Here is a 23,970-nt window from a genome sequence, read left to right as displayed (position 1 = left end):
CAATTTCTTATAACAAGCTGTAAATAGATTAAAAAGAGCATTAGTTGTCGCGACTGCTCTTTTTGGCAGGTAGTGAACCGTTATGATACCGCATTATCACAGCAGTGATATTCTGAGCTATGAATGTCACTGCTATGTTTCCCGCTATAGCGATGTTCTTATTTATAATCGTAAAAGTGGCTTAACCACTCAGCAGCAATAAAGCGCTCACTTAACTCATCGATATGATGTAATCCGACACTATAACGTTCCGGCTCATAGGCCAATTGTATCCCTGCCAACATATGTGCAGCTTCGAAAAGGTAAACCGTCGGATCTCCCATCCCTGTTTTAAACAGTGTATTGACAGAATCGCCACCTGCCAATAGATAGAAAGTGCGGCCATTTTGTGTTTGAAATTGAGTAAGCCAGTCTGTTTCGCCATCTTTAACGATGACTTTTTCGCGCTCAAGTTGTGGCAGGTGCAACTCGTCATCCGCTGAGGTAACAGTCGCGATAATGGTATCTGGTTGCAGGTCTTGATAAAGCGAAGGCGGGATAGCGCCATTACCTGTTGCACAAAACAGTAAGTTGCAATCGTTAACCAGTTGCTTAATGGAGCGAACTTTCAGCCCCTCACGCGTCAGCATGGTGAGTTTGCGCGGGTCGTAGTCAGCAACCGAGAGATCAGCAATGCCTTTACCTTGCAGATACTTTATTAAACCAAGCCCAAGGTTGCCCGCCCCGATAATGCCGATGTTAAAAAAACCGGCATTATTCAGTTTGGCACCAAATTGTTCGCGAATGACATGATCACAATAGTGAACAATACATTCAGCCGCTTCATAGTCAGCCGGTTTTTTAATCGACAAATGTGAGACCGAGACAACTGGCGTTGTGACATTGCTTTGTTGGTATTTGTAGTAGCCGTTGGCAGTCAGCTCCGCAATGCCATGGCATCGCTGTTTAAACTGTGCTTGGAAGTGCTGGCTGGCGTTGGCAAAGTACCCACCATGATCAAGGATCAAAAAGGGGCCGTCACAATGTTTATCAATAAACGTTTGAGTAAATTCACTGTGTTGCAAGCTCAGTTTGTTGACAAGGTGCGATGCAATATCACAATTTGGCAGTGACTTTAAGTGCTCAAGAACATGCTGGTTACGTTTAATTGTCGACTGCTTTGGGATAATAACCAGCCTCTTTACCATGTTTGATAATGCATAGATATAGGGTAATGAGCCATCATAACAATGCATTACTGCAAATACAGTGGTGCTATGTAAAGCAGCCTGATAGGGCGAGCTGATCTGTTTTAAAAATTCATAGCCATGTGAAGAGAAGCGATCATCATGATATGACGGTGTATTGAACGCGGGGTGCATATTGTCCTCATTGAACAGTGCCTGAGCTTGGCTTAGGGTAGATAGTGACATTGAAATTCTGAAAGGGTCATAGGCTTGGCTAAAAAATAGCCTTGGCAATAAGGAATATTGAGTTTGCGAACATATTCAAATTGCTGTTTAGTTTCTATTCCCTCTGCAACCATGGTTAAGTTGCACTCGTTACAAATCATGAGCGTGGCTTTAAGTACAGCATTAGCGCATTTGGTGTTTGAGCTAATAAAGCTGCGATCCAGTTTAACAGTATTAACGGGGAGGCGATCCAACATAGATAGTGCAGAGTGACCAGTGCCAAAATCATCTAACTGAAGGCTAAACCCAGCTTGACTGAGCATTATTAAGCATTGATTTGCCTGTGCCTGCTGTTGAGATACGGCTGATTCCGTAATTTCGAACGCAAGATAATCACGGTTAATGCTGTAAAAATCGACAAGATGTAAGATCTGCTCTGCGAGTTTTGGATTTAGTTGAGTTTGGCTAAGATTGATATGCAGTGGAATGATTGTGCGATTATTGTTCTGCCAATGGGCGATCAGTTTACAGGTTGTTTCTATCACCCATAACCCGAGTGCCTGCATTTGCCCTGTCTCTTCCGCAATAGGGATAAACTCGGCTGGCGAAACCCACCCTAATGCCGGGTCTTGCCAGCGTAACAGTACCTCTGCACTATGGATTTGCGCTGTTTCGGTGCAGAAAATCGGCTGAAGGTTAAGATGAAAGTTATTTTCCTCTAAGGCCTTACACAGTTGTTGGCGTAATAGCGACTTGCGGCGAATTTCTTCAAGCATCGAAGGGCTAAAGACCATGGTGCGATTTCGTCCAGCTTTTTTAGCTTTTAACATCGCAATGTCGGCGTTTTTTACCAATTGATCGAGGCTTTTGGTCTCTGATGTTGATTTGGCAATGCCAATTGAACAACCAATAGAAAGCCGACCGACTTGTGCTAGATCAAATGGGGTATTACATTGATTAATAATGCGATCTGAAATAGATTCAGCATCATTATTCGGTAAGTAGACAATAAACTCATCGCCACCAAAGCGCGCAAGTTTGGCATTATCTGGCAAAAGGCCTTGCAAGCGAACAGCGATTGCAAATAAGAGCTGGTCCCCAACCAAATGCCCATAGGTGTCATTCACCAGCTTAAAACCATCGATGTCGATAAAGAGAATACATGGCTGAGGGTCGTTACTATTTAGCAGGTGACCCTCCAACCCCTTCCGATTAAGTAGTTTGGTTAGAAAATCATGATCTGATTCATACTGCGCTTGAAATTGGGACTGTTTTTCTGCATCGATGTTGATGAGGTGGATCAATAACTGCTGCTCGGTTTTTAACCAGCGCATTTCCAGATTAAACCAAAAACGCTTGCCGCCAGAATGGCAGTGATGCACGGTACGAAGAACGGAGGTGGATTTAACTTTTTTAAGCCAAGACATCGCTAATGCTTGGCTACCAGTGAACTCTGCTAGTGTGGCAAAGGTCGGTGCATAGTATTTTTTGAAAGAGGTATTAGCACTGATGAGCTTTCCGGCGTGATCAAATAACAGGGCATTATTAGAGTGCTCGCTAAAAGCTAGGGCACGTTGAATACCTTCCTCTTCGGCAATCACTTCTACCAACATGGCATGCTCATCATTATCTAAACGAAGACCAGAAAAATGACAGAGAACCTTTTTTGACTGCTGCTTGGGTGTGATGTGCCACCAAGTTTTAATAGACTCACCTTGTTGGAACTTTTGATTGAAGAAGTCAAGTGTCGCTGAAACCGCAAGTGACATATCAGTGCCAAGGTTTCGGTTGGTTAACTCAGTTAGGGTTTCCGCTTCCCATAACTTTAATGCAGCATTGTTGGCCCAAGCGATTGAACGTTGCTGCAAGTTAAATATCCATATCGGGGTATGAAGTCGGGATGAGAGTGAGGTAATCAGGGACAAACTAAGATCCTAAAGCGTAGAGTCAATATCAGTGAAGAACGGTCAAAATAGCTGTGAAAGAATAATAATCTAGTTAACTCAACTGCAAAATAGTGATTTTCCTCGCATATTACCTTATTGACTAGATTTTTATGGCGTGATGTGTGATTTTTGAGACATTGCTCGCATACCGAGCGTGGGAATTATGCTCCTTGCTTATAAAGTGCACTATTTATTTGACAGGACAAGGAAGACCGCCATTCCGACGACTTCCTTTTACGCATATTATGTGAATGAGGTATGTGACGGGGCTTTAGAATCTTGCGTTGATGATTGGAAAAACGGGTAAATTTTCGCTGACAAAGGTACCGGATGCATCGTAATTAATAAAACCTAACTGCACCCCTTTTTCTATACGGTTTGTTGCGTTAAATAGACCGAACTGCAAGCCTTTTAGGCTACCTGCATAGTTTACGGCACCCCATTGTAAGCCGTGGAACATGCCGCCAGTGTAGTTGAGAAAACCAATATCAACTCCCTTGGCGACATTATCATTCCAGTTTGCTAAGCCGAGTTTTAGGCCTGTTGATGATTGAGTAACCCGGTTCGCACCAAAAAAATCGATATTAAGACCACTAAATTGTTGCGTTTCTGATAAGCCAATTAGGGTTAAATTTAATCCAGTGACTTGAGGAGTTTGTCCATATAGAAGCGTTGCTCGCACACCTTTTACATTGCCATCAGGTAAATTCATGCCCGGTAATGACAGTTGAGCAGGTTGATTGGCAAATGTGTGCGCAGACACAGCGCTTAAGAGTATGAGTGCTGGGAGGTGCTTTTTCATTGTATGTCCTTTTATAATTTATTGACTCGCCACATTATTCCATGGGGTAACATTAGAGAGGAGCGCTAGACGCTTATACTCTCGGTATTTATCTTAGGTCACGTTGGAAAAAAGGTGTAATTGTCATTATTTAAAGGGCAGTGAAACTGTGCTTAGCATGGTGGATATAACATGTAAATAAACATATATGTATATGCACTGTGGTGAATTCTTTCGCAAGAAATACTAGGCAGATTAGACTGAGTTATTTTGCAATCGAGTACATGTTCGTGCACAATGATGTTAAGCAAAGTAGTGGCTAGGCAGGCAGTGTATTGTTTCTAATACAAATTTGATGTAACAACTTAATTGTTATGACAAAAGCTGCTTTGCTGTCAGTTGTTTTGTCAAAAGTGTGACAAGGCCGTTTTTCTTTCTGTGTTCTTAGGAGATTATACGGTAGACTGGCTTATTATTAAATTTAGAAGCTATCCCGTTATGGGGTGCAGAACCAACATAGTTTGGAGATACAGTTTGATCAACGTATTCCTTGTAGATGATCATGAGCTGGTTCGCACAGGGATTCGACGTCTTCTTGAAGATGTCCGTGGTATAAAAGTGGTAGGGGAAGCCGACAGTGGTGAGGAAGCGGTAAAATGGTGCCGTAGTCAGCACACCGACATTATTCTAATGGATATGAATATGCCGGGGATTGGTGGTTTAGAAGCCACCAGGAAAATTTTACGCTTTAATCCTGATGTAAAGATTATTGTTTTAACGATTCATACTGAGAACCCGTTCCCGACGAAGGTGATGCAAGCGGGCGCTGCGGGTTATTTAACCAAGGGTGCAGGTCCTGATGAAATGATTAACGCGATTCGCTCTGTTCATTCTGGGCAGCGGTATATTTCGCCGGAAATTGCGCAGCAGATGGCCCTGAGTCAGTTTGCATCTGATGCTGAAAACCCGTTTAAAGAGTTATCTGAGCGTGAGTTACAAATCATGATGATGATTACTAAAGGGCAGAAAGTAACCGATATCTCAGAGCAATTAAATCTCAGTCCTAAAACGGTTAACAGTTATCGTTATCGCTTATTTAATAAGTTAGATATTGGCGGTGACGTAGAGTTAACGCATTTGGCGATTCGTTACGGTATGTTAGATACCGAAACACTGTAATGACCTGACACGAGAAGTGATAGTAGTGTGTCGACAATGTTTGATGCGAAGAGCTTTTTAAGCAGTGTAACTAGTCAGCCCGGCGTATACCGAATGTATAGCCAGGCTGGTGAGGTTATCTATGTCGGAAAAGCGAAAGATCTCAAGAAGCGACTCAGCAGCTACTTTCGTAGTTCTGTAGACAGTCAAAAAACGCGGGCGTTAGTGAACAACATCGCTCGGATTGAAGTGACGGTGACACATACCGAAACTGAGGCGCTGATCCTCGAACACAACTTAATCAAGCAGCATCTGCCTCGATACAATGTGTTGCTGCGTGATGATAAATCTTATCCCTATATTTTCCTCAGCGCTCATCGTCATCCTCGTCTTTCTATGCACCGAGGTGCTAAAAAGAGAAAAGGTGAATACTACGGCCCTTATCCAGACTCTGGTGCTGTACGAGAAAGCCTGCATTTAATCCAAAAGATATTTCCTATCCGCCAATGTGAAGACTCGGTTTACGCGAATCGAAGTCGACCATGCCTGATGTATCAAATTGGGCGTTGTAATGGACCGTGTGTTACCGATCTTGTTTCAGAGCAGATTTACCAAGAGCAGGTTGAGCTGGTGCGATTGTTCCTAACCGGAAAGGATCGCCAAGTTATTGCCATGCTGGTGGACAAAATGGAACAGGCGAGTCAGCAGTTGGCGTTTGAGGATGCGGCCCGGTATCGGGATCAGATCCAAGCCTTACGCCGAGTGCAAGAACAGCAGTTTGTCGCAACGAGCAGTGATGACGATATTGATGTTATTGGTGTCGCCTATGAACACGGTGTGGCGTGTATTCATGTCTTACTGGTTCGTCAAGGTAAAGTGCTTGGTAGCCGTAGTCATTTTCCTCGTCTACCTGCAGGAACGGGCTTGAATGAGCTATTGCATAGCTTCATGAGCCAATACTATTTAAATCAAGCGGAAGGTCGGATTATTCCAGCCTTGATTTTGCTCGAACCACAATTTGCCACTGAGGTGGTCGAGTTTTCAGCGTTGTTGTCTGAGTTGGCAGGAAGGCAGGTAAAGTTGCAGACACGGCCTCGTAGCGATAGAGCTCGCTTCTTGAAACTGGCTCAAACCAATGCGCAGACAGCGTTGGTTAGTAAAATAAATCATAAAATGACAATTCAACAACGCGTCAGCGAGTTGGAGAAGGTGTTAAACGTCGAAAATATCCAACGTATGGAGTGTTTTGATATTAGCCATACGATGGGGGAAAAAACGGTGGCATCTTGTGTCGTATTTAATCGTGAAGGCCCTAATCGTGCTGAGTACAGACGTTTTAACATTACCGGTATCACTGGAGGTGACGATTACGCCGCGATGGGGCAGGTACTAAGTCGTCGCTATGGTAAGCAGCTCGAAGTGGACAAGATTCCTGATGTTATTGTTATTGATGGTGGTAAGGGGCAGTTGAATCGTGCCCAAGAGATTGTATCGCCATTTATGGCGGAATGGCCAAAGCGACCTGTTCTGCTTGGCGTGGCCAAAGGGGTTACACGCAAACCTGGGTTAGAAACCTTGTTACTGACCAGTGGGGAAGAGTTTATGTTGGATGATGATGCACCGGCATTACATTTGATCCAACATATCCGAGACGAAAGCCACAACCATGCGATATCTGGACACCGAGCACAACGCGGAAAAGCCCGTCAGCGCAGTGTATTAGAGGATATTGAGGGGATGGGGCCTAAGCGCCGCCAGGCGGTATTAAAGCACCTTGGTGGTATGCAAGAGCTGAAACGTGCCAGTGTTGATGAAATTGCCAAAGTTCCCGGGATCAGCATCGCAATGGCAGAGAAAATATATCATTCATTGCAACAGCAATGAGATTACGGCAAGATAGTCGTTCAAGTAAAAAAAGAAGCAATATCATGCGCCTGACGATTCCTAATATTTTGAGCTTTATACGACTGCTGCTAATCCCAGTGTTCGTGGTTATATTTTACCTTCCTTATCAGTGGGCTGAGTTTGTTGCCGCACTGGTATTTGTAGTGGCAGCGTTGACTGACTGGTTAGATGGCTTTTTGGCGCGAAAATTGAATCAAACAACGCGCTTTGGGGCATTTATTGATCCCGTTGCCGATAAGGTCATGGTTGCCACGGCTTTAGTTCTGGTGGTCGAGGACTATGCAACGTTCTGGGTGACCATTCCGGCCATTACAATGATCGGGCGAGAAATTATTATTTCTGCGCTGCGGGAGTGGATGGCTGAAATCGGTAAGCGTAGCAGTGTTGCCGTTTCGTGGGTTGGTAAAGTGAAAACGACCGCTCAGATGATCGCGTTAATATTGCTTATTTGGCAACCACATGCATATATTATCTGGTTAGGGTATGTCGCACTGTATGTGGCGATGGGCCTGACGTATTGGTCAATGTATCAGTACATTCATGCTGCACGGCATGATTTACTGGATGCCGACAATCATTAATAAAAAAGCCAGCGTTTAAGCTGGCTTTTTTCTATGTGTATTCCACCTATTTTGAACCAAATCGATGATTTTAAAAACGAATTGATTGAAAAAAGCGCAGTCAGACGCGTGAGTGGAAATTTCTTGTTGACTCAGAATCATGATTCCGTAAAATGCCACCCCGTAGCCGAGAGGAATTCCTCTTAGTTAATGGCGCGTTGGCAGAGTGGCTATGCAGCGGATTGCAAATCCGTGGACCTCGGTTCGACTCCGGGACGCGCCTCCATTTGCGACACTAGCTCAGCTGGTAGAGCGCAACCTTGCCAAGGTTGAGGTCACGAGTTCGAACCTCGTGTGTCGCTCCAAATTAAAATCTCATGGCGAAAGCGGTGAGACACAGATGGTGTTTAACTTTTCAGTTAGCGCATCGCAATTATTGCGTGCCCTGGTGGTGGAATTGGTAGACACAAGGGATTTAAAATCCCTCGACGTTCGCGTTGTGCCGGTTCAAGTCCGGCCCGGGGCACCATCTATTTACACTGTAAATACAGTCTGCGACACTAGCTCAGCTGGTAGAGCGCAACCTTGCCAAGGTTGAGGTCACGAGTTCGAACCTCGTGTGTCGCTCCAAATTAAAGCCTCAGCAGAAATGCTGGGGCTTTTTCGTATATGAATTTTGGGACGAGCAATGAACATTCATGCAGCTATTTTCGATATGGATGGATTACTCTTAGATACTGAACGTGTCTGTATGAGAATATTTAAAGAAGCGTGTAATGCATGCAATGTTGAGTTTCTTGAAGACGTCTATCTCTCTATCATCGGGTGTAACTCAGCCGGAGTTGAAGCGAAAATTAGGGCGGGATACGGACCAGAGTTAGACTACAGTGCGTTAAATAGTGAATGGCGTCAGCGATATAATGCGGTAGTCATGCATCAAGCTATTCCGGTTAAAGATGGGGTTGTTGAGCTACTACAATGGCTAAAACAACAGGGCATTGCACTGGCTGTTGCCACATCAACCCAAAATGATGTCGCGTTAAGAAAACTGGAGTTGGCTGGCTTGAAGCACTATTTCGATAGCGTTACGACGGGCTGTGAAGTCACTAAAGGTAAACCAGACCCAGAAATTTATTTACTGGCGGCACAGCGCCTCAACGCGGACCCTGCAAAATGTTTAGCGTTTGAAGACTCGAATAATGGGGTACGCTCTGCTGTGGCGGCGGGAATGCAAACCTATCAGATCCCAGATCTGGTGCAACCTTGTGAGCAGGTGTTAGCACTAGGACATAATGTATCACCTTCATTGGTAACGGTGCTATCAACACTGCGTTAGTGTGTTGTTCAGATAAACGAACATGTCAGATGGTTTAGCCGTCATGCATAAAATTAAAGCCTTGGCACCCTTGTGAGTGCTAAGGCTTTTTCATTTTCTATTCTGTTAACTGTGTTACTACGAGCAAATATTCCACTCGCAAATACGATATTTACTCAATTTTAATGTTGTGTACGTCGGTATTACTTCGACGTGACTTTGCGATATGTGGGCGCTAGAACGCGAAAGCAACACCAGTAAACAAACCTTTGGCAATCCGTGTTTCACCAAAAGCGCCTAACCCTGTAATAGGAAGGTTACCTTCTACGCGGGCAAAGGCATGAACAGCAAACTCTGAAAACTCGTAGTACCTTTCATCGATATCCCACACCACCGCCCCTGCACCCAGATCGGCTTTAATCAGGCGGTTGTCGAGAATATTGTAATAAAAGGTTAGGTCTAACGGCTCTTCAATAAATGCTGCATTGTCTACTTGGACAAAACCTACGCGGAAATTAGGTAGGATTGGAACAGGGTGTTCAAAATAAGTAGAGGTGTCGTCACGGAAGGCTGAATCCAATGTTTTTTTCTTACCACAAAATGTTCATTTGTTTGACATAAACGCAACACGGAATTGCAATAAATCAAGCGCAAACTTACCTAAAACGAAACAAGCGAACTCTCGTTAGAAACCTCTTTTTAAAAATAAAATAAAGGAAAGAATAATGAATAAGCTAATGCTGGCAGGATTGCTATCAGCGTCTGTTTCAGGTGTAGCTGCAGCGCAAACCGAAATTACTTTTTGGCATGCGATGGGGGGGCAATTGGGTGACACTGTAAATCAGATCGCTAGTGAGTTTAATGCCTCACAGGATGATTACAGAATCACACCAATCTATAAAGGTGAGTACACAGAAACCCTAACCGCGGGTATTGCCGCGTTCCGTGCCGGTGAGGCGCCAAATATTCTACAAGTTTTTGATGCTGGCGCCGCGACAATCATGAATGCGCCGGGTGTTGCCAAACCTGTACAAGATATTCTTGTTGAGTCTGGCTACCCATTTAGTACAGAGCATTATCTAGCGGGTGTTCGTAATTTTTACGCTGACAATGAAGGCAAAATGATCGGTATGCCTTTCAACAGCTCTACTCCTGTACTTTATTACAACAAAGACATTCTAGACGAAGCAGGTGTTGAAGTTCCTACGACTTACGAAGAACTCGAAAGCGCAGCGACAGTTTTAAAAGAAGCAGGTCATGCGACGTTCTCGCAATCTCTTTCTGCTTGGATATTTTTCGAAAACTTTAAGTCACGTCATAATCTACCTTTAGCCGACAAGCAAAACGGTTATGAAGGCCTTCCAACAAAAATCATGTTCAATACTGATGACATGAAAATGCATGTTGCTAAGCTAAAAGAGTGGAATGATAAAGGCTACTACAAGTATTACGGTAGTGATTGGGACGCGAACCAGACACCATTTGAGCGCCAAGAGGTAGCAATGTGGATGGGGTCATCCGGTTCTTTTGGTGGTTTACGTAATCGTGTCGATTTTGAAATGGGGACGACTTACCTTCCTTACTGGGAGTCAGTAGCAAAAGAAGGAAGCCACACATTTATTGGTGGCGCCGCTCTGTTTGCTCTAAATGGGCATGATAAGAAACAAGATGATGCCGTCGCAGCGTTTTTCTCTTACCTGACCCAGCCGGAAACTCAAATGTACTGGCACAAAACAACGGGTTATGTACCGGTAACCAACGCAGCGTATGAGATGACGAAAGAGTCTGGTTTCTACAAAGAGGCGCCAGATGCAGAAGTGGGTGTTCTACAACTAAGCCTTCCTGAGGGAGAGTGGACGAAAGGATACCGTCTAGGATTTTATCCACAGATTCGAGAAGTGGTGCACCGCGAGTTCGATAATATCTTTGCTGGTCGTTCAACGGTTGAAGATAGTTTAGAGAAGGTAGACGTTGAGTCTTCTCGCCTACTTCAGCGTTTCGCTAGAACCGTTAAGTAATTCAATTATTTAATCTAGCCCTCACTTTTGTGGGGGCTTTAGTCTTTTGAATTTCACGTTTGGATCATATTGTGAATCGTCGACAACAATTTAGTCATTGTCCATTGGCTTACCTGCTTCTGGCCCCTCAAATAGTCATTATTGCAGTATTTTTTATTTATCCAGCTGCACAAGCCGTCTATTTATCATTTATGTTAGAAGACCCGTGGGGTATGTCCTCTACATTTGTAGGGCTTGAGAACTATCAAATGCTGTTTGAATCCAGTGATTATCACAATTCAGTCGTTTTTACTGTCTTGTTCGCTTTCACTGTATCCTTTCTATCGCTCAGTCTCGCCTTACTTTTAGCGGTAAAAGCTGACAGCGTATTGCATGGGCAAGGGGCATATAAAGTTACGCTCACATGGGTATATGCAGTCGCACCTGCTGTAGCAGGTATTATGGGCGCGTTTTTATTTAACCCTCATTTTGGAACGCTTACCGAACTGTTTTCGTCCATCGGTTGGAAGTTCAGTTTTCAAACTGACCCAATTGATGCCACTATCGCCTTAATTTTAGTGTCGGTTTGGAAACAAGTCTCGGTTAATTTCATCTACTTCTTAGCGGGTTTACAGTCTATCTCTTATGCAGTGAGGGAAGCCGCGATGCTAGATTGCGTTTCTGATCGTAAGCGCTTTTGGACCATTACATTTCCTCTGTTAGCACCGACAGGCTTCTTCCTATTGGTTATTAACCTTACTTATGCTTTCTTCGATACTTTTGGTGTTATTGACACAATGACTGCTGGTGGTCCCGGCGGCAATACCACCTCTTTGGTTTACAAGGTCTACCGAGATGGGTTTGTGGGGGCGGATCTTGGTGGTAGCTCTGCACAATCCGTTGTGCTTTTGCTTCTTGTGCTTTCCCTTACTTATCTTCAGTTCCGCTTCATTGAAAAGCGTGTTCACTACTGATGTTTTGCCCAAGACCGGAGTTATCATGAAAACAAATAAAATATCTGATCACATCATCCTGATTTTAGGCGCGCTTTTTATGTTGATGCCGATTTGGTTGATTTTTGCCAGTTCAACGCATCATCCAAATACCATCATGTCTGAAGGCTTACAGTTCGGCATGGGTGACAACCTTGTGGGTATTTACTCTGAAGCATGGAATAAGAGTCTCGGCTTTTCAGATGCTGTTACAGCTAAATCTATGATCATGAACTCAATGATTATGGGGCTAGGTTTTGCTGTAGGCAAAATCGTTATCGCCATTTTTGCCGCTTATGCCTTGGTCTATTTTCGATTACCTTACGCGACAGCTTGGTTTTGGCTTATTTTTGTCACGTTATTGCTTCCTTTGGAAGTTCGTATTATTCCGTCGTATGAAATTGTTGCCAAAATGGGGCTGCTAAACAGCTATTCAGGGCTTATTTTCCCGTTGATCGCCTCGGCAACTGCGACATTCTTCTTTCGGCAGTTTTTCAAAACGATTCCCGATGAACTCATGGAGGCTGCCCAACTCGACAATGCTGGGCCAATGCGATTTTTAATCGATATCGTACTGCCACTATCTAAAACTATGATGGCGGCGATCTTTATTATTATGTTTGTCGATGGTTGGAACCAATATTTATGGCCAATAATGATGACAACTGATGAGAGCTATAACACGATTGTTATGGGTATCAAACAGATCCTCAATAACATCAGTGAATCGAGTTTACCTCGCTATGACTATGCCTTTGCGATGGTCATTCTTGCCATGCTACCACCGATTTTAGTCGTGGTAATTTTCCAACGTTGGTTTGTTAAAGGACTCGTAGAAAGTGAAAAATAATCAACTAGAACTGTGTTCATCTCAAGTAAATACTGTGGCAAATAATCCATCGGAGGCCAGCATGCTAACTCTTAAGAATCTTGTTAAGACCTATGAGAATGGTCATCAAGCTGTTAAGGGGGTTAACCTAAACATCGATAAAGGTGAGTTTCTCGTCCTCGTTGGTCCTTCAGGTTGTGGAAAGTCGTCAATTCTTCGCTCCATTGCGGGGCTTGAAAGTATAACAAGTGGTGAAATACACCTTGGTGGACGTCGAGTCGATACAGAAAAGCCGGCCCTTCGTGATATCGCAATGGTGTTTCAAAACTACGCCCTGTACCCACATATGACCGTCTATGACAATCTTGCGTATGGGCTAAAAAACCGTGGTGTAGACAAAAGTTCAATAAAAGACAAAATCGAACAGGTAGCCAAGACACTCAAGATAGAAGATTACCTAGATCGCAAACCGTCTAAGTTATCTGGAGGTCAACGGCAACGTGTTGCTATGGGCCGTGCTATCGTGCGCTCTCCTCAGCTATTTCTATTCGATGAGCCATTATCAAACCTTGATGCGGCGCTTCGAGCCCATATGCGCTTAGAAATAAAAGATCTCCAACGAAAATTTGGCGTTACTAGTGTTTATGTTACTCATGATCAAGTGGAAGCGATGACGTTAGCTGATCGCATTGTGGTGTTAAATGGTGGTGAAATCGAGCAAATAGGGACGCCTTCAGAGGTTTACCATAAGCCTGCCAGTCGCTTCGTAGCAAGTTTTATTGGTAGCCCCGCCATGAACTTCTTACCTGCAACGTTAGACAAAGGCACGCTCAAAATGGGGAGTCATGCGCTATTTATCCCTGAATACTCCCACGTTAGTGCCAGCAATGTAACGGTTGGTATCCGACCAGAAAATGCCCAGTTGGAGAGAGAGGATTGCACGCAATTGGCGTTAACGATGGATATTTCGGTTGTAGAACCTCTTGGTCCTAATCAACTGGTGCACGGTAATATTTACGGTGAGTCGTTTATTTCAGTCACACCTGAAATGGAAATCAACTGCGAGAAAGCGATTCCGTTTTATATCAGTGTCGATAAATTGCACTTATTTGATGAACAAGGTCAGCGTTTGACTAAACAGTCTAGAGTTGAGCATATCAACAGTGACAAAGCTATCGCTTAAAAGGACTTCTTGTGGCGTTATCAGCAAGACAACGAGAGATCCTCACTTTTCTCGGTGAGGCTCACGGAGTACTATCAAGTACCCTTCTTTCTGAAAGATTTGCGGTATCTGTACAAACAATCCGTAAAGATATGAACGATTTGAGTGACAAGGGTATGGTTAGGCGTGTTCATGGTGGCATTATGCTTCCAACGGCCAACGATAACGTCTCTTTTTCGAATCGAGAGGTGGTTAATTTACCGGCTAAGCAGTCAATAGCACGACGGATTGCGCAAGAACTCCCTGAAGGTACTAGCATTTTCCTTGGGATTGGCACAACGCCGAAGCAAGTTGCTCATGCGCTACTCGATCACCCAGGATTAACGGTGGTGACAAACAATATTAATGCGGCGTCAATATTAAGCCGTAATTCGAATCTGACTGTGCACCTTGCGGGTGGTCAAGTTCGCTCATCCGATGAAGATACGGTTGGCGAAACAACCACAAATTTTTATCGCCGTTTTTACATTAAAGTTGGTATTTTTGGGGTTGGCGGGCTAACAGACGATGGGTTGCTACTTGACTTTACACCAGAAGAAGCCGATTTATCGCGAGCAATCATTGCGCAAAGTAATCAGTGTTGGCTCGTGGCAGATAAGACTAAACTAGGTCGTTATGCACCGATCATCAGTGGGCGCCTTGCTGAAATGGATAGGTTATTTATCGATGAAAAAACAGACGCGATAGAGAAACTGTGCGAAATAAACCAAGTGGAACTATTGGCAGCCGATCATGGCTGAACTGGCGCATAACTAATGTGCATTTAAGAGGAAGTGATAATGTCCCCAATGATTGTCGGTCACCGAGGTGTGGCAGGACTTTACCCTGAAAATACCAAGGCCAGCATTCAAGCCGCCATTGAACTTGGCTTACAATGGGTGGAAATTGATGTCCAACCAACTAAGGACAATATTCTCGTTGTTTGCCACGACCACACGATTAATCGCTGCAGTGATGGCAAAGGTCGACTCGATAGTTATACCTTAGAGGAGCTACGTCAGTTTGATTTCGGTGGCTGGTTTTCTCCCGAGTTTAAAGGTGAGCCTATCTTTACCTTGCAAGAGCTGATCGAGTTAGCCGTGGCGCATGGTGTTGGCTTAAATATTGAGGTTAAGGTCGATAAGCACGACGTAGCAAAGGTTGCGACCCAATTGAAAGCACAGCTTGATAATTGCCCGTTGCCTCAAGATAAGATCATTCTATCGAGCTTTAGTCACGGTATTATGCGACAACTACACCAGAACTGCCCGGGATATAAGCTTGGTGTATTAAGTGAGCGTCTGCGTAAAAGAGACTGGCAATTGCTCAAAGAGATAGGGGCGTTTAGTTGTCATTTGAATTTTCGCCGGCTGGCGAAGCGTGATGTCGAGCAGCTAAAGCAAGCTGGTTATCAAGTTTGGAGTTATACCGTTAATAACCCTCGTCGACTTAAGCATCTTAATAACTTAGATGCGGTGTTCAGTGATTTCCCCAATCGTTTTATTGGATAATTTTTTCAGGTAAAGAGGCGCAGTTGAAGTAATTACTTCAACTGCGTTTTAATCGCGAAGCTTACGGCACTAGCGGCGCTAGGGCTTCCTCTTGGGGGACGTTATTTGGTGTTGTTTGATAGGCCGTCTGCAGCGCAGTAAGCGTATCAGTACTGTTGTTGCTTTGTTTGCCATAGATACTCGCAAGGTAGGCCTGCATCGCGGGTTGGCAATGCTGGCGAATGTGCGCTGGGCAAGTAGACCATGCACGCTGAATTTTCATGCTGTCGCCTGATTTCAATGCAGCGGCGAAGGTAGTATCTAGCGCTGTGTTAGCAAGTTGTGGATGTTGCGAGACGGCGCGATGGAGGCGATGAGTCTTCCACCATATGCCTAAGGTCAGTAACCACAATGTGGCGAATAACGATGTGAGTAGTGGCCAGATGCCGGGGTCATTGACCTCAACAATGGTGTTGTTGGCAATAGGGAGGTCGACCTCTGCTATATCGGATTCATCTTTCGCAATGAGGGATGGAGTAACCGTCAGGGTGAAGGGAGCAAGTGACGCCGTTTCTTGTTGGTGCGTATCACTGTTCCACCAATTAACGCTCAGCCCTGGTAGAGTTAACTCGCCCGATTGACGTGGAATGATGACCTGTTTTAACGACATCGTTGTCACGCCGTTATCAGTGGTATAACTCGGGCGTTCATCATAAACACTGACGCTATTAGGGTAGTTGATAACAATCGCGGGGAAGTCTGCCGGAGAGACACCAGCAATCGAGAGTTGGATCTCGCGGGTTAGCGCATCACCAGAAGCAAGTGTTTGTGTTTCTGGTAACCAGTCTTGAGCCAGTGTTAGCGAAGGCGTGGGTAGCCAAACACCTTCATAACTTTCTGGAATGGGGTGCACGGTAAGCTCGACTGTTTCGCCTTGTCGCTCGACAGGGAAAGCCACACTGCTGCCAAAGCCCCTTCTTGCGGTGCGAATAATATCCCCTTTAAGCTGTGCGCCTTGTAGGTGCGTGATACCCGTTTGGCTCGGGGTAAGGCGGTATTGACGTTCAAAGATAACCACGTTACGACCATTTACAGTTGTGGTGTACTGCTTATCTTCGCCGTATTGCTCGACAGAGACCCCTTCGCCGTGTGGTGGGATGATAGTGTAGTTCTCAATCGGCACCGCTATCAGTAGTTGGACGGTATACAGTGTACTCTGTTGGGGATACAGCGAGGTTGCTTCAATGTGGGTATTGAGTTGGACATCATGCTGGTCACGATTGGCATCTTCAATATTGGCTCTGACATCCAAGGCGATAGCTTGTGTGGTTAATCCCGCGATGGTGAGAGGAGGGATCTCTGTCACGGTTTCATCGATTACCGCGACAGGTAAACTAACCGTCGTTTGACGGGTAACATGACCATTATTGTTATAGCTGCGAGAGCCTTGCTGCAGCGCACCGGTGGCAAACCCGTCCGCCAAAGGGCTCAAGTCGAGGCTGCGAGGGTTAACACTATCATTGACTGTAATCGTTAGCTGAAATGGCTCGTTCAGTGCCACTAAATTGGTTGAAACGGTAGCAATGGCGCTTTTTTCTTCACTGAAGGCCGCGCTGGGTACCAGTAAACAAAGGATTAAAAGTAAAGTTCTCTTCATTATCGAGTTACCATTCTGTTGTTGCTTGACGCGGCAATTCACGCTCACGTGCTTGGATTAACATCTGATTTTTAAGCAGTCGAGTGCGGTCATCTGGAATTTGATTCAGTTTATTGAGGACGGGATTTGCTTGCTCGACTCTGCCCGATTCGACCATTGATTGCGGCGTATCATCTCCCTGCTCATCGTCGGCTTGTTCAGTATCTTGTTGTTCCATCCCCGCAGCCTCTGAATCGGTTTCTACCTCACTATCTTCTTCCTGCGCAGAAGAAGGTGCAGATTCCATATCATTCGGCGCTGGTGGTTCTGGTTGAGATGCCGGCGCGTTATCTGGATTGTTGGCTTCATCGGTTGACGGATCAAGCGTATCTTCAGGCGTGCCATTGGACTCATTAGATTCATTGGAGGGTTGGTTGCTTGGCTCGCCATTCTCGTTCGATGAATGACTGTCCGAGGGATCGCCCTCTTGCTCGTTTGAAGAGCGATTGTCATCCTGTTGCTGTTGCTGTTGCTGTTGCTGTTGCTTGAGCTGTTCAAGTAGGGCCAAATTGTTGGCGGCCGAGGTATGGTTTGGGTCACGCTCTAACACGTCCCGATAAAGGCGCTCTGCTTGTTCAAGCTCGCCGAGCTGTGCGTAGGCATTGGCAAGGTTATAGTCTGCGCTGTGATCGCCGACTTGCGAGTAAGCATCGACAGCCGCTGTGTAGTCGCCAGCTTGATAGTAGGCACTTCCGCGCCAATGAGGATCGTTAAAGCGAGAGGCAGCTTCATCATATTGTTGCTGCTGGTAGAGCTCGTGAGCCTGCACATCATTGTTTTTCCAAACACCATCTAAAACAGAGGCCGTGGCACTTTCGGGTTGTAGGAGTAAGCAAACGGGCACTATCCATATTACCCCTTTGCGAAACGCCATTAACAAGATGAGCATAATTGGCCAGATAAGCCAGTAGCCGTCATTGATCACTTGTGTTGCTTTTCGCTCGGTGCTTAACTCTGTATTGGTGCGGTCATGTTGCTGCATTAAACGGGTGCTTAAGCGTTGAATGTCTGTGTTGTCCGAGCGATAGGCTTGATAAAGCCCGCCAGTCTCTCTGCTGAGTTGTTGTAATCGTGAAGGAGTAACGCGAGACACCACCGTGTTGCCTTGATTGTCGCTCAGTAACCGACCTTCAAGGTCGTATATCGGCGTACCTTGTTCAGTCGCAATGGCCAAAGAGGAGAAGCGCCAGCCATTTCCAGATAATTGCGTTGCGATTGCCGTTTGTTCCTTTTCGCTGATCCCTGATGTCACTAGGATGATATCCCCTTCTCGATAGCCGGCTTGAGATAGCAGGGTAATTGCTTGCTTAACACCATTGGCGGCATTTTTACCCTGTAGCGGCATAATTTGCGGTGACAGGTTTGGCAGGTGAGTGCGAATCGTTGCACTATCGTGAGTGAGGGGGCTCACCGTGTAACCGTCCGCTGCATAGCTAACGAGACCGGTATAGCCGTCAGCAAGTAAAGGCAGTAAGTCCATCACTTTGAATATCGCTTGTGTGTAACGATTAGGCGCAATGTCTTGGCCTAACATTGCCAGCGACATGTCCATCACAATTACTCTGGCGGCCGCTGACTGCGTGACGGGAATCTCTGTCTGCCGCCAGTTGGGACCAGCAAGGGCGATCATGCTCAGCGCCCAACCCAGTGCTAACCAAGGTACGCTATTGTGTCGACGTTGCTGCGGGCCACGTTGTAAGTGTGCTGCGATTAACGGCGCAGTGTGACGCTGTTTATGCTGTCGCCACCATAACAGTGGGCTGATAATCAGGCCAAGTAGCCAAAGTGGATAAAGAAAATTAACCATAACGTCTCCTCGCGATCAGTAAAATCATGAAGGCTGCCAAGGCGGCGCTAAGTGGATACATAAACAGATCACGGCGTGGGCGCCAAACCTGACTGGTTTCAGAGATGGGTTCTAGCTGATCAATGAGTTGATAGATTTGACTTAATTCATCTTTGTTGCGAGCGCGAAAATATTGCCCGTTAGTCATTTCGGCTACCTCGGTTAAGGTCGCTTCATCTAAATCCCAAGCAGGATTGACCGTTTCAACACTAAAGAGGCGACGAACCTGCATCTCTTCAGCGCCAACTCCAACACTGTAAATCGTCACATCGCTTTGCGCCGCCAGATCAGCGGCTTCGATAGGTTCAATGACACCGGCGGTATTGCCGCCATCACTGAGTAAGATCATTACTCGTTGTGGCGCATCGCTTTCAATAAAGGTTTTCGTCGCAATGGCGATACCTTCTCCAATTGCGGTCATTTGCCCGACAAGCCCAAGGGTTAATTGATTGATTTGCGTCTGCAGGCTGCTGATATCTAGCGTAAGTGGTGTATGCAGATAGCCGTGATCGGCAAATACGACGAGTCCAAGGCGATCACCATGGCGAGTCGCAACAAAGTCGCTTAATACTTCTTTAACTGCACTTAGACGATCAATTGCACGTCCATGCTGTCCTTGCATATCTTGTATGTCCATTGAACCTGACAGGTCGACCACTAGCATGATGTCTCGGTGCTCAGATGGAATCGCAATAGGCTCACCTTCCCAAATGGGGCGGGCTAATGCGGCAACCACACACCCCCAACAGATAATAAGCAGTGCGGCGGGTAGACGTGGTTGTCGATCCACTTTTGTGAGTTCAGCAGGGAGTTGAGCGAGTCGTACTGACTGCTCGGGCTTTACTGCTGTTAAGGTAAAGCGGATAACGAGAGGGAGAGGCAACAGCAACCAAAACCAGACATAACTAAAGCTAAACATCCGTCCTCCTCCTTGGTGTTTTGGGAATTGAGAATGATGTCGTCCAGTCTATTGCTGTAGCAAGGCAAGTTTGCCATGTATTACTATCTAGCGGTTGGGTGGTATAGAGGCCTTGCAACCATACGGCTTGTAGGTCTGAAAAGGTGGAGGACGCCAGTTGTTTATTTGGCACTTGTTGATCAAGCCACGCTAACCAAGCTTCACCGTGCAGAGGCGCCACTTCTTCACGCGCAAAGTAGCTTAGTGCCGTGCGGCGTAATAGGCTATTGAGTGCGGATAGGTTAGGTTGCTTGCTGAGTGATAATTGGTGCAACTGGGCTAAGGCTTCTCGGCGAGCTTTGTTTGCACGCTGGCGCTTTAAAGCCCATCGAATTACAGCGACGATAGCAATAACACACAGTAACGTGATACACCAGAAAGCGACGGGTAACGGCCATAGGCTAGGCGCCTTTCCGACAATAATTGGATCGAGAGGTAATGCATTGTCCATTTTATCCTCCGAGCTGCTCAAGCAATGGTTGACCTGCCGAAACCGAGTAAAGCGGCGCTTTTAACTGACGGGCGAGTTGGGTCAACTGATCGCAATGAGCATTAAAGTGGTTAGCTAGCGCACTGCGGGTGTTAGCGTTAGCGAAACTGACGTTAAGGGTTTTCGACAGATCACTGAGCCAACTGTTACCACGATAACTTGTCTCTCCTCGCTCTAGTGGGTCATAGATATTCATCAGTGTTAGCCGATTATGTTGGCTCAGTTGTTTGTAGTGTTGGATATGCGCCGTATTTAGCTGACTAAAGTCACTGATCACAATGATATCACTGCCTTTAGGGCAGAGCTGATGTAATTGGCGCAATGCTTTTTGTTGTAAATTACGCTCAACAACAGCGCTATTTTCATCCGGTAAATGCACTGCTCTTAGCATATTTAAGAGTTGTAATGCGCCTTGCTGGCGGGCGGTTGGCTTACACTCTTGTAACTGTGTTGCTCCAATTACCATGCCGCCAATGCGATCTTTTTGTGCGACGGTCAGCCAGCAAAGAAGGCTCGCAAGATGGGCTGCTTGCACCGATTTATACAGTAAGGTTGAACCAAATTGCATCGTACTGGAGAGGTCAACGACCAGCATGACTGGGCATTCGCGTTCTTCAGCAAACAGCTTGGTATGTGGTTTACCGGTTCGCGCTGTGACTCGCCAATCAATTGAGCGAATATCATCCCCTTGTTGATAGGGGCGAACTTCGGCAAAGTCCATACCTCGGCCTTTCTTGCGGCTTTGGTGCTGGCCACTAAGGTGAGACCAAATACTCAGTGCTGGCGGAAGCCAGCGTATTGATTGCCGTTGGTAGTGCATAAGCTCGGCCAGCGACAGATTTATGCCATCACTATGGGCGGGGAGTTTCATGCGCTAGTTACCAGTGTTAGAAGTTTATCGATGATGTGATCGGCGCTGATCCCTTCCGCTTGTGCTTCATAACTGCGCAGTAAGCGGTGACGCAAAACAGGGTAGGCCATTTGCATCACGTCATCGGGGGTGACGAAATCGCGACCATCGAGCCATGCATGTGCACGCGCGCAGCGATCAAGGGCAAGGGTTGCGCGTGGGCTGACCCCAAGTTGTAACCAACTGGCTAATTCATCGCTATATTTTTTGGGTTGACGCGTCGCCATGACAAGGCGAATGATGTATTGCTCGACTTCTTCAGCCATGTGCAATTGCAGTGCTGCTTGGCGGGCGGCAAAGATGGATTGTTGCGATAAATGCACTGGCTCATGTTTCTCTAAGCCCAACGCTTCGCCACGGTTCAAGCGTAAGATATCTAACTCACTGGTGCCATTGGGGTAATCGACTTGCAATTGTAATAAAAAGCGATCTAATTGCGCTTCGGGAAGTGGGTATGTCCCCTCTTGTTCGATCGGGTTTTGTGTCGCCATGACTAAGAACAAGTCAGGGAGTTGGTAGGTTTTTTTACCGACGGTGATCTGCTTTTCAGCCATCGCTTCCAGCATCGCCGCTTGGACTTTGGCTGGGGCACGGTTAATTTCATCAGCGAGAACTAACGAATGGAAGATTGGCCCCGATTGAAATTCAAAACTGCCTGTTTCAGGGCGATAAATATCGGTACCGGTTAAATCAGCAGGCAAGAGGTCGGGGGTAAATTGTAAGCGGTGAAAGCTTCCTTCGATGCAATCGGCGAGAACTTTTACAGCCCGTGTTTTAGCTAGCCCTGGAGGACCTTCCACTAAGATATGCCCATCGGCGAGCAAAGCAATGAGTAGTTGCTTAACCAGTTCTGGCTGGCCAATTACTTGTGTTTCTAGGTAGCGGTTTAACGACTGAAACGTTGTATTTAGTGATGCTGTAGTCATCGGTGTTTGTCCCTTTTTACAATTTGCTCGTCCACTGTGACCGTTTTGAGGTCAGTTGGTTTCGTAAAAAATATGTCTAATCGTAAATAGGTTTAAACGGAAATCAATAGTTGTATCATAGTGATAGGAGATAACGAAAAAAAACGATATTTGCTTATGCTGCCATGTTGAGGTTGTCATATTGATGGTGAAATACACAATGATGACGCTGCAAACGCAGTCTTGGTGGTTTAGTGTCCACTTAGTCTGTTTTAGGTGAATTTTACTTTGACACTGTTGTGCCTCATCGGTATTATGCGCACCACACGGAGAGATGGCTGAGTGGTTGAAAGCACCGGTCTTGAAAACCGGCATACGTTAATAGCGTATCTAGGGTTCAAATCCCTATCTCTCCGCCACTTTCAAAACGAATAAGCCGCTGATTTATCAGCGGCTTTTTTGTATCTTGGCATTTCCTTCCAGCAATGGCTTCACACGAGCCGCTACAAACAAACGTATACGAGCAAAAGATACGTTATCTCATCTGAGCATCAATCTGAAAGCGTGAAGATTTGAGCGTACAAACTCAAAAACGTATAGACGTGATACTGATTACTTAAATGGGTTTGGACTATGACCATGGATAGGCTCGCCTGAGGCAGGGTGAGTGAAGTAAATATCGCTGGCATGGAGCATTAAGCGTGGTGAGATGTCACTCGCTTCAAGGCTGTTATAAAGATCACAACCTAAAATAGGGTGACCAAATTCAAGGCTATGGATCCGTAATTGATGGGTGCGACCTGTTATGGGGGTGTATTGCACTAACGTTCGAGGCGGGTTATCCAGGCGGCGAATGACCTGATAGTCACTAGTGGCACTTTTCCCCGTACAGTGGCAAATCTTTACGCGGGGAAACAGAGCTTTATCTTTAGCGATAGGGGCGGAGATTTGGCCACTGTCAGCGTCAACCCACCCAGCTAGCATAGCCAGATAGCGCTTTTGCACTGTTCGTGCTTGAAACTGATGATTCAGGCTCTTAGATGCAGCGTTGTTAAGCCCCACCACCATAACGCCAGACGTTCCCAAATCTAGCCGATGGGGTAATTTAGCATCCACAAAAGCCAGCGTCGCTTTTTGATCTTGGGTAGCGCATTGACCGTTAACTAAACGGTAATGCACTGAATCCCAATTGAGCCGGTTTTTACCGGATAAACTTAATAAACCACTCGGCTTATTGATCAATAAAATATCATCATCTTGATAAAGGATCTCTACCCGCGCCAGACACTCAGGTGCAACAAAATTATCAACGATTTCATTTGTAGATGAGTCTGGTTTCGACATTTAAGGGACCTGATGTGATAAGTGGGAGAAGGTTTATATAATGGATCAGTTAAGTTGGCTACTACTTTATAGACTTAACCGCCTTCATCAGGGTTTTGTTGAACTCATCCGGTTTTTCTAACATTGGGAAGCGTCCATATCATTAACAAAGCCCATTAAAACCCGCAGTACCTTCTTACCAAGTGTAGGTTAGCTTTTCTTATCGCTGTTCGATACATGCTTCATTGAGACAGATGTGCGCGATACAGTGTTTTTC

General features: G+C 45.7%; 21 protein-coding genes and 5 tRNA genes. 15 read left to right on the top strand and 11 right to left on the bottom strand.

Annotation, left to right across the window (positions count from 1 at the left end; translation table 11 throughout):
- Positions 1-158 precede the first annotated feature (158 nt).
- The 3 genes from ACKLNH_RS11650 to ACKLNH_RS11640 all read right to left on the bottom strand — a co-directional run bounded on the left by ACKLNH_RS11650 (position 159) and on the right by ACKLNH_RS11640 (position 4,139).
- Positions 159-1,412 (bottom strand): Rossmann-fold NAD(P)-binding domain-containing protein, encoded by a 1,254-nt coding sequence (locus ACKLNH_RS11650; protein ID WP_413112431.1) that lies wholly within the window; start codon positions 1,410-1,412, stop codon positions 159-161.
- A complete protein-coding gene (locus ACKLNH_RS11645) occupies positions 1,394-3,316 on the bottom strand; it encodes a putative bifunctional diguanylate cyclase/phosphodiesterase (protein ID WP_413112430.1) in 1,923 nt (640 codons plus the stop codon). Before ACKLNH_RS11645 ends, ACKLNH_RS11650 begins: the two co-directional genes overlap by 19 nt.
- Before the next feature lie 292 nt (positions 3,317-3,608).
- Positions 3,609-4,139, bottom strand: coding sequence for an LA_2272 family surface repeat-containing protein (locus ACKLNH_RS11640; protein ID WP_413112429.1), 531 nt, complete (start codon positions 4,137-4,139; stop codon positions 3,609-3,611).
- A gap of 513 nt (positions 4,140-4,652) precedes the next feature.
- Between ACKLNH_RS11640 and uvrY the strand changes: the two genes are divergently transcribed.
- The 8 genes from uvrY (at position 4,653) to ACKLNH_RS11600 (ending at position 9,077) form a co-directional block, all read left to right on the top strand.
- Entirely contained in the window at positions 4,653-5,297 is a 645-nt protein-coding gene (gene uvrY, locus ACKLNH_RS11635; RefSeq protein WP_413112428.1) for a UvrY/SirA/GacA family response regulator transcription factor, read from the top strand.
- 36 nt (positions 5,298-5,333) lie between these two features.
- Complete coding sequence (gene uvrC, locus ACKLNH_RS11630) at positions 5,334-7,160, top strand: excinuclease ABC subunit UvrC (protein WP_413112581.1); 1,827 nt, start codon at positions 5,334-5,336, stop codon at positions 7,158-7,160.
- A gap of 44 nt (positions 7,161-7,204) precedes the next feature.
- Complete coding sequence (gene pgsA, locus ACKLNH_RS11625) at positions 7,205-7,762, top strand: CDP-diacylglycerol--glycerol-3-phosphate 3-phosphatidyltransferase (protein WP_413112427.1); 558 nt, start codon at positions 7,205-7,207, stop codon at positions 7,760-7,762.
- 191 nt (positions 7,763-7,953) lie between these two features.
- Positions 7,954-8,027, top strand: a tRNA-Cys gene (locus ACKLNH_RS11620).
- 3 nt (positions 8,028-8,030) lie between these two features.
- Positions 8,031-8,106: transfer RNA gene (locus ACKLNH_RS11615), tRNA-Gly, on the top strand.
- Positions 8,107-8,183: 77 nt separating this feature from the next.
- A tRNA-Leu gene (locus tag ACKLNH_RS11610) sits at positions 8,184-8,270 on the top strand.
- 25 nt (positions 8,271-8,295) lie between these two features.
- Positions 8,296-8,371: transfer RNA gene (locus ACKLNH_RS11605), tRNA-Gly, on the top strand.
- Between the two features lie 58 nt (positions 8,372-8,429).
- Entirely contained in the window at positions 8,430-9,077 is a 648-nt protein-coding gene (locus ACKLNH_RS11600) for an HAD family hydrolase (RefSeq protein WP_413112426.1), read from the top strand.
- A gap of 214 nt (positions 9,078-9,291) precedes the next feature.
- Here the strand turns inward: ACKLNH_RS11600 and ACKLNH_RS11595 are convergent, their stop codons facing one another.
- Positions 9,292-9,636, bottom strand: a complete 345-nt coding sequence (locus tag ACKLNH_RS11595; protein WP_413112425.1) for a porin family protein — start codon at positions 9,634-9,636, stop codon at positions 9,292-9,294.
- Between the two features lie 145 nt (positions 9,637-9,781).
- Here ACKLNH_RS11595 and ACKLNH_RS11590 point away from each other — a divergent pair, with 145 nt between their 5' ends.
- From ACKLNH_RS11590 to ACKLNH_RS11565, 6 genes are all read left to right on the top strand, one after another.
- On the top strand, positions 9,782-11,074 hold the full coding sequence (locus ACKLNH_RS11590; RefSeq protein ID WP_413112424.1) for an extracellular solute-binding protein: 1,293 nt from the start codon (positions 9,782-9,784) through the stop codon (positions 11,072-11,074).
- A gap of 71 nt (positions 11,075-11,145) precedes the next feature.
- On the top strand, positions 11,146-12,027 hold the full coding sequence (locus tag ACKLNH_RS11585; RefSeq protein WP_413112423.1) for an ABC transporter permease subunit: 882 nt from the start codon (positions 11,146-11,148) through the stop codon (positions 12,025-12,027).
- 25 nt (positions 12,028-12,052) lie between these two features.
- Positions 12,053-12,895, top strand: a complete 843-nt coding sequence (gene ugpE / locus ACKLNH_RS11580) for a sn-glycerol-3-phosphate ABC transporter permease UgpE (RefSeq protein ID WP_413112422.1) — start codon at positions 12,053-12,055, stop codon at positions 12,893-12,895.
- Positions 12,885-14,057, top strand: a complete 1,173-nt coding sequence (gene ugpC / locus ACKLNH_RS11575; protein ID WP_413112421.1) for a sn-glycerol-3-phosphate ABC transporter ATP-binding protein UgpC — start codon at positions 12,885-12,887, stop codon at positions 14,055-14,057. Before ugpE ends, ugpC begins: the two co-directional genes overlap by 11 nt.
- Before the next feature lie 11 nt (positions 14,058-14,068).
- On the top strand, positions 14,069-14,836 hold the full coding sequence (locus ACKLNH_RS11570; RefSeq protein WP_413112420.1) for a DeoR/GlpR family DNA-binding transcription regulator: 768 nt from the start codon (positions 14,069-14,071) through the stop codon (positions 14,834-14,836).
- A gap of 39 nt (positions 14,837-14,875) precedes the next feature.
- A complete protein-coding gene (locus ACKLNH_RS11565; protein ID WP_413112419.1) occupies positions 14,876-15,586 on the top strand; it encodes a glycerophosphoryl diester phosphodiesterase in 711 nt (236 codons plus the stop codon).
- A 61-nt stretch (positions 15,587-15,647) separates the two neighbouring features.
- On the opposite strand, the gene ACKLNH_RS11560 is transcribed toward ACKLNH_RS11565, so the two are convergent.
- The 6 genes from ACKLNH_RS11560 to ACKLNH_RS11535 are packed head-to-tail and all read right to left on the bottom strand — an operon-like array spanning position 15,648 to position 22,391.
- Positions 15,648-17,222: a BatD family protein gene (locus tag ACKLNH_RS11560; RefSeq protein WP_413112418.1), complete on the bottom strand. Its 1,575-nt coding sequence runs from the start codon at positions 17,220-17,222 to the stop codon at positions 15,648-15,650.
- 7 nt (positions 17,223-17,229) lie between these two features.
- Positions 17,230-19,068: a vWA domain-containing protein gene (locus ACKLNH_RS11555; protein ID WP_413112417.1), complete on the bottom strand. Its 1,839-nt coding sequence runs from the start codon at positions 19,066-19,068 to the stop codon at positions 17,230-17,232.
- Complete coding sequence (locus ACKLNH_RS11550; RefSeq protein WP_413112416.1) at positions 19,061-20,026, bottom strand: VWA domain-containing protein; 966 nt, start codon at positions 20,024-20,026, stop codon at positions 19,061-19,063. Before ACKLNH_RS11550 ends, ACKLNH_RS11555 begins: the two co-directional genes overlap by 8 nt.
- Positions 20,019-20,516 carry a DUF4381 domain-containing protein gene (locus ACKLNH_RS11545; RefSeq protein WP_413112415.1) on the bottom strand — a complete coding sequence of 166 codons (498 nt, stop codon included), beginning with the start codon at positions 20,514-20,516 and terminating at the stop codon, positions 20,019-20,021. Before ACKLNH_RS11545 ends, ACKLNH_RS11550 begins: the two co-directional genes overlap by 8 nt.
- A 1-nt stretch (position 20,517) precedes the next feature.
- Positions 20,518-21,426 carry a DUF58 domain-containing protein gene (locus ACKLNH_RS11540; RefSeq protein WP_413112414.1) on the bottom strand — a complete coding sequence of 303 codons (909 nt, stop codon included), beginning with the start codon at positions 21,424-21,426 and terminating at the stop codon, positions 20,518-20,520.
- Positions 21,423-22,391: an AAA family ATPase gene (locus ACKLNH_RS11535; RefSeq protein WP_413112413.1), complete on the bottom strand. Its 969-nt coding sequence runs from the start codon at positions 22,389-22,391 to the stop codon at positions 21,423-21,425. The genes ACKLNH_RS11540 and ACKLNH_RS11535 overlap by 4 nt, the downstream gene beginning before the upstream one ends.
- Before the next feature lie 307 nt (positions 22,392-22,698).
- Between ACKLNH_RS11535 and ACKLNH_RS11530 the strand changes: the two genes are divergently transcribed.
- Positions 22,699-22,789 (top strand) — tRNA-Ser (locus tag ACKLNH_RS11530).
- A gap of 193 nt (positions 22,790-22,982) precedes the next feature.
- Here the strand turns inward: ACKLNH_RS11530 and ACKLNH_RS11525 are convergent.
- Positions 22,983-23,714: an RluA family pseudouridine synthase gene (locus ACKLNH_RS11525; protein ID WP_413112412.1), complete on the bottom strand. Its 732-nt coding sequence runs from the start codon at positions 23,712-23,714 to the stop codon at positions 22,983-22,985.
- Between the last annotated feature and the right edge of the window lie 256 nt (positions 23,715-23,970).

It is taken from the genome of Thaumasiovibrio clandestinus, from assembly GCF_047250365.1.
GTDB lineage: Bacteria > Pseudomonadota > Gammaproteobacteria > Enterobacterales > Vibrionaceae > Thaumasiovibrio.
The sequence above is the reverse complement of the archived record's forward strand: the minus strand, read 5'-3'. Positions and strand labels throughout refer to the sequence as shown.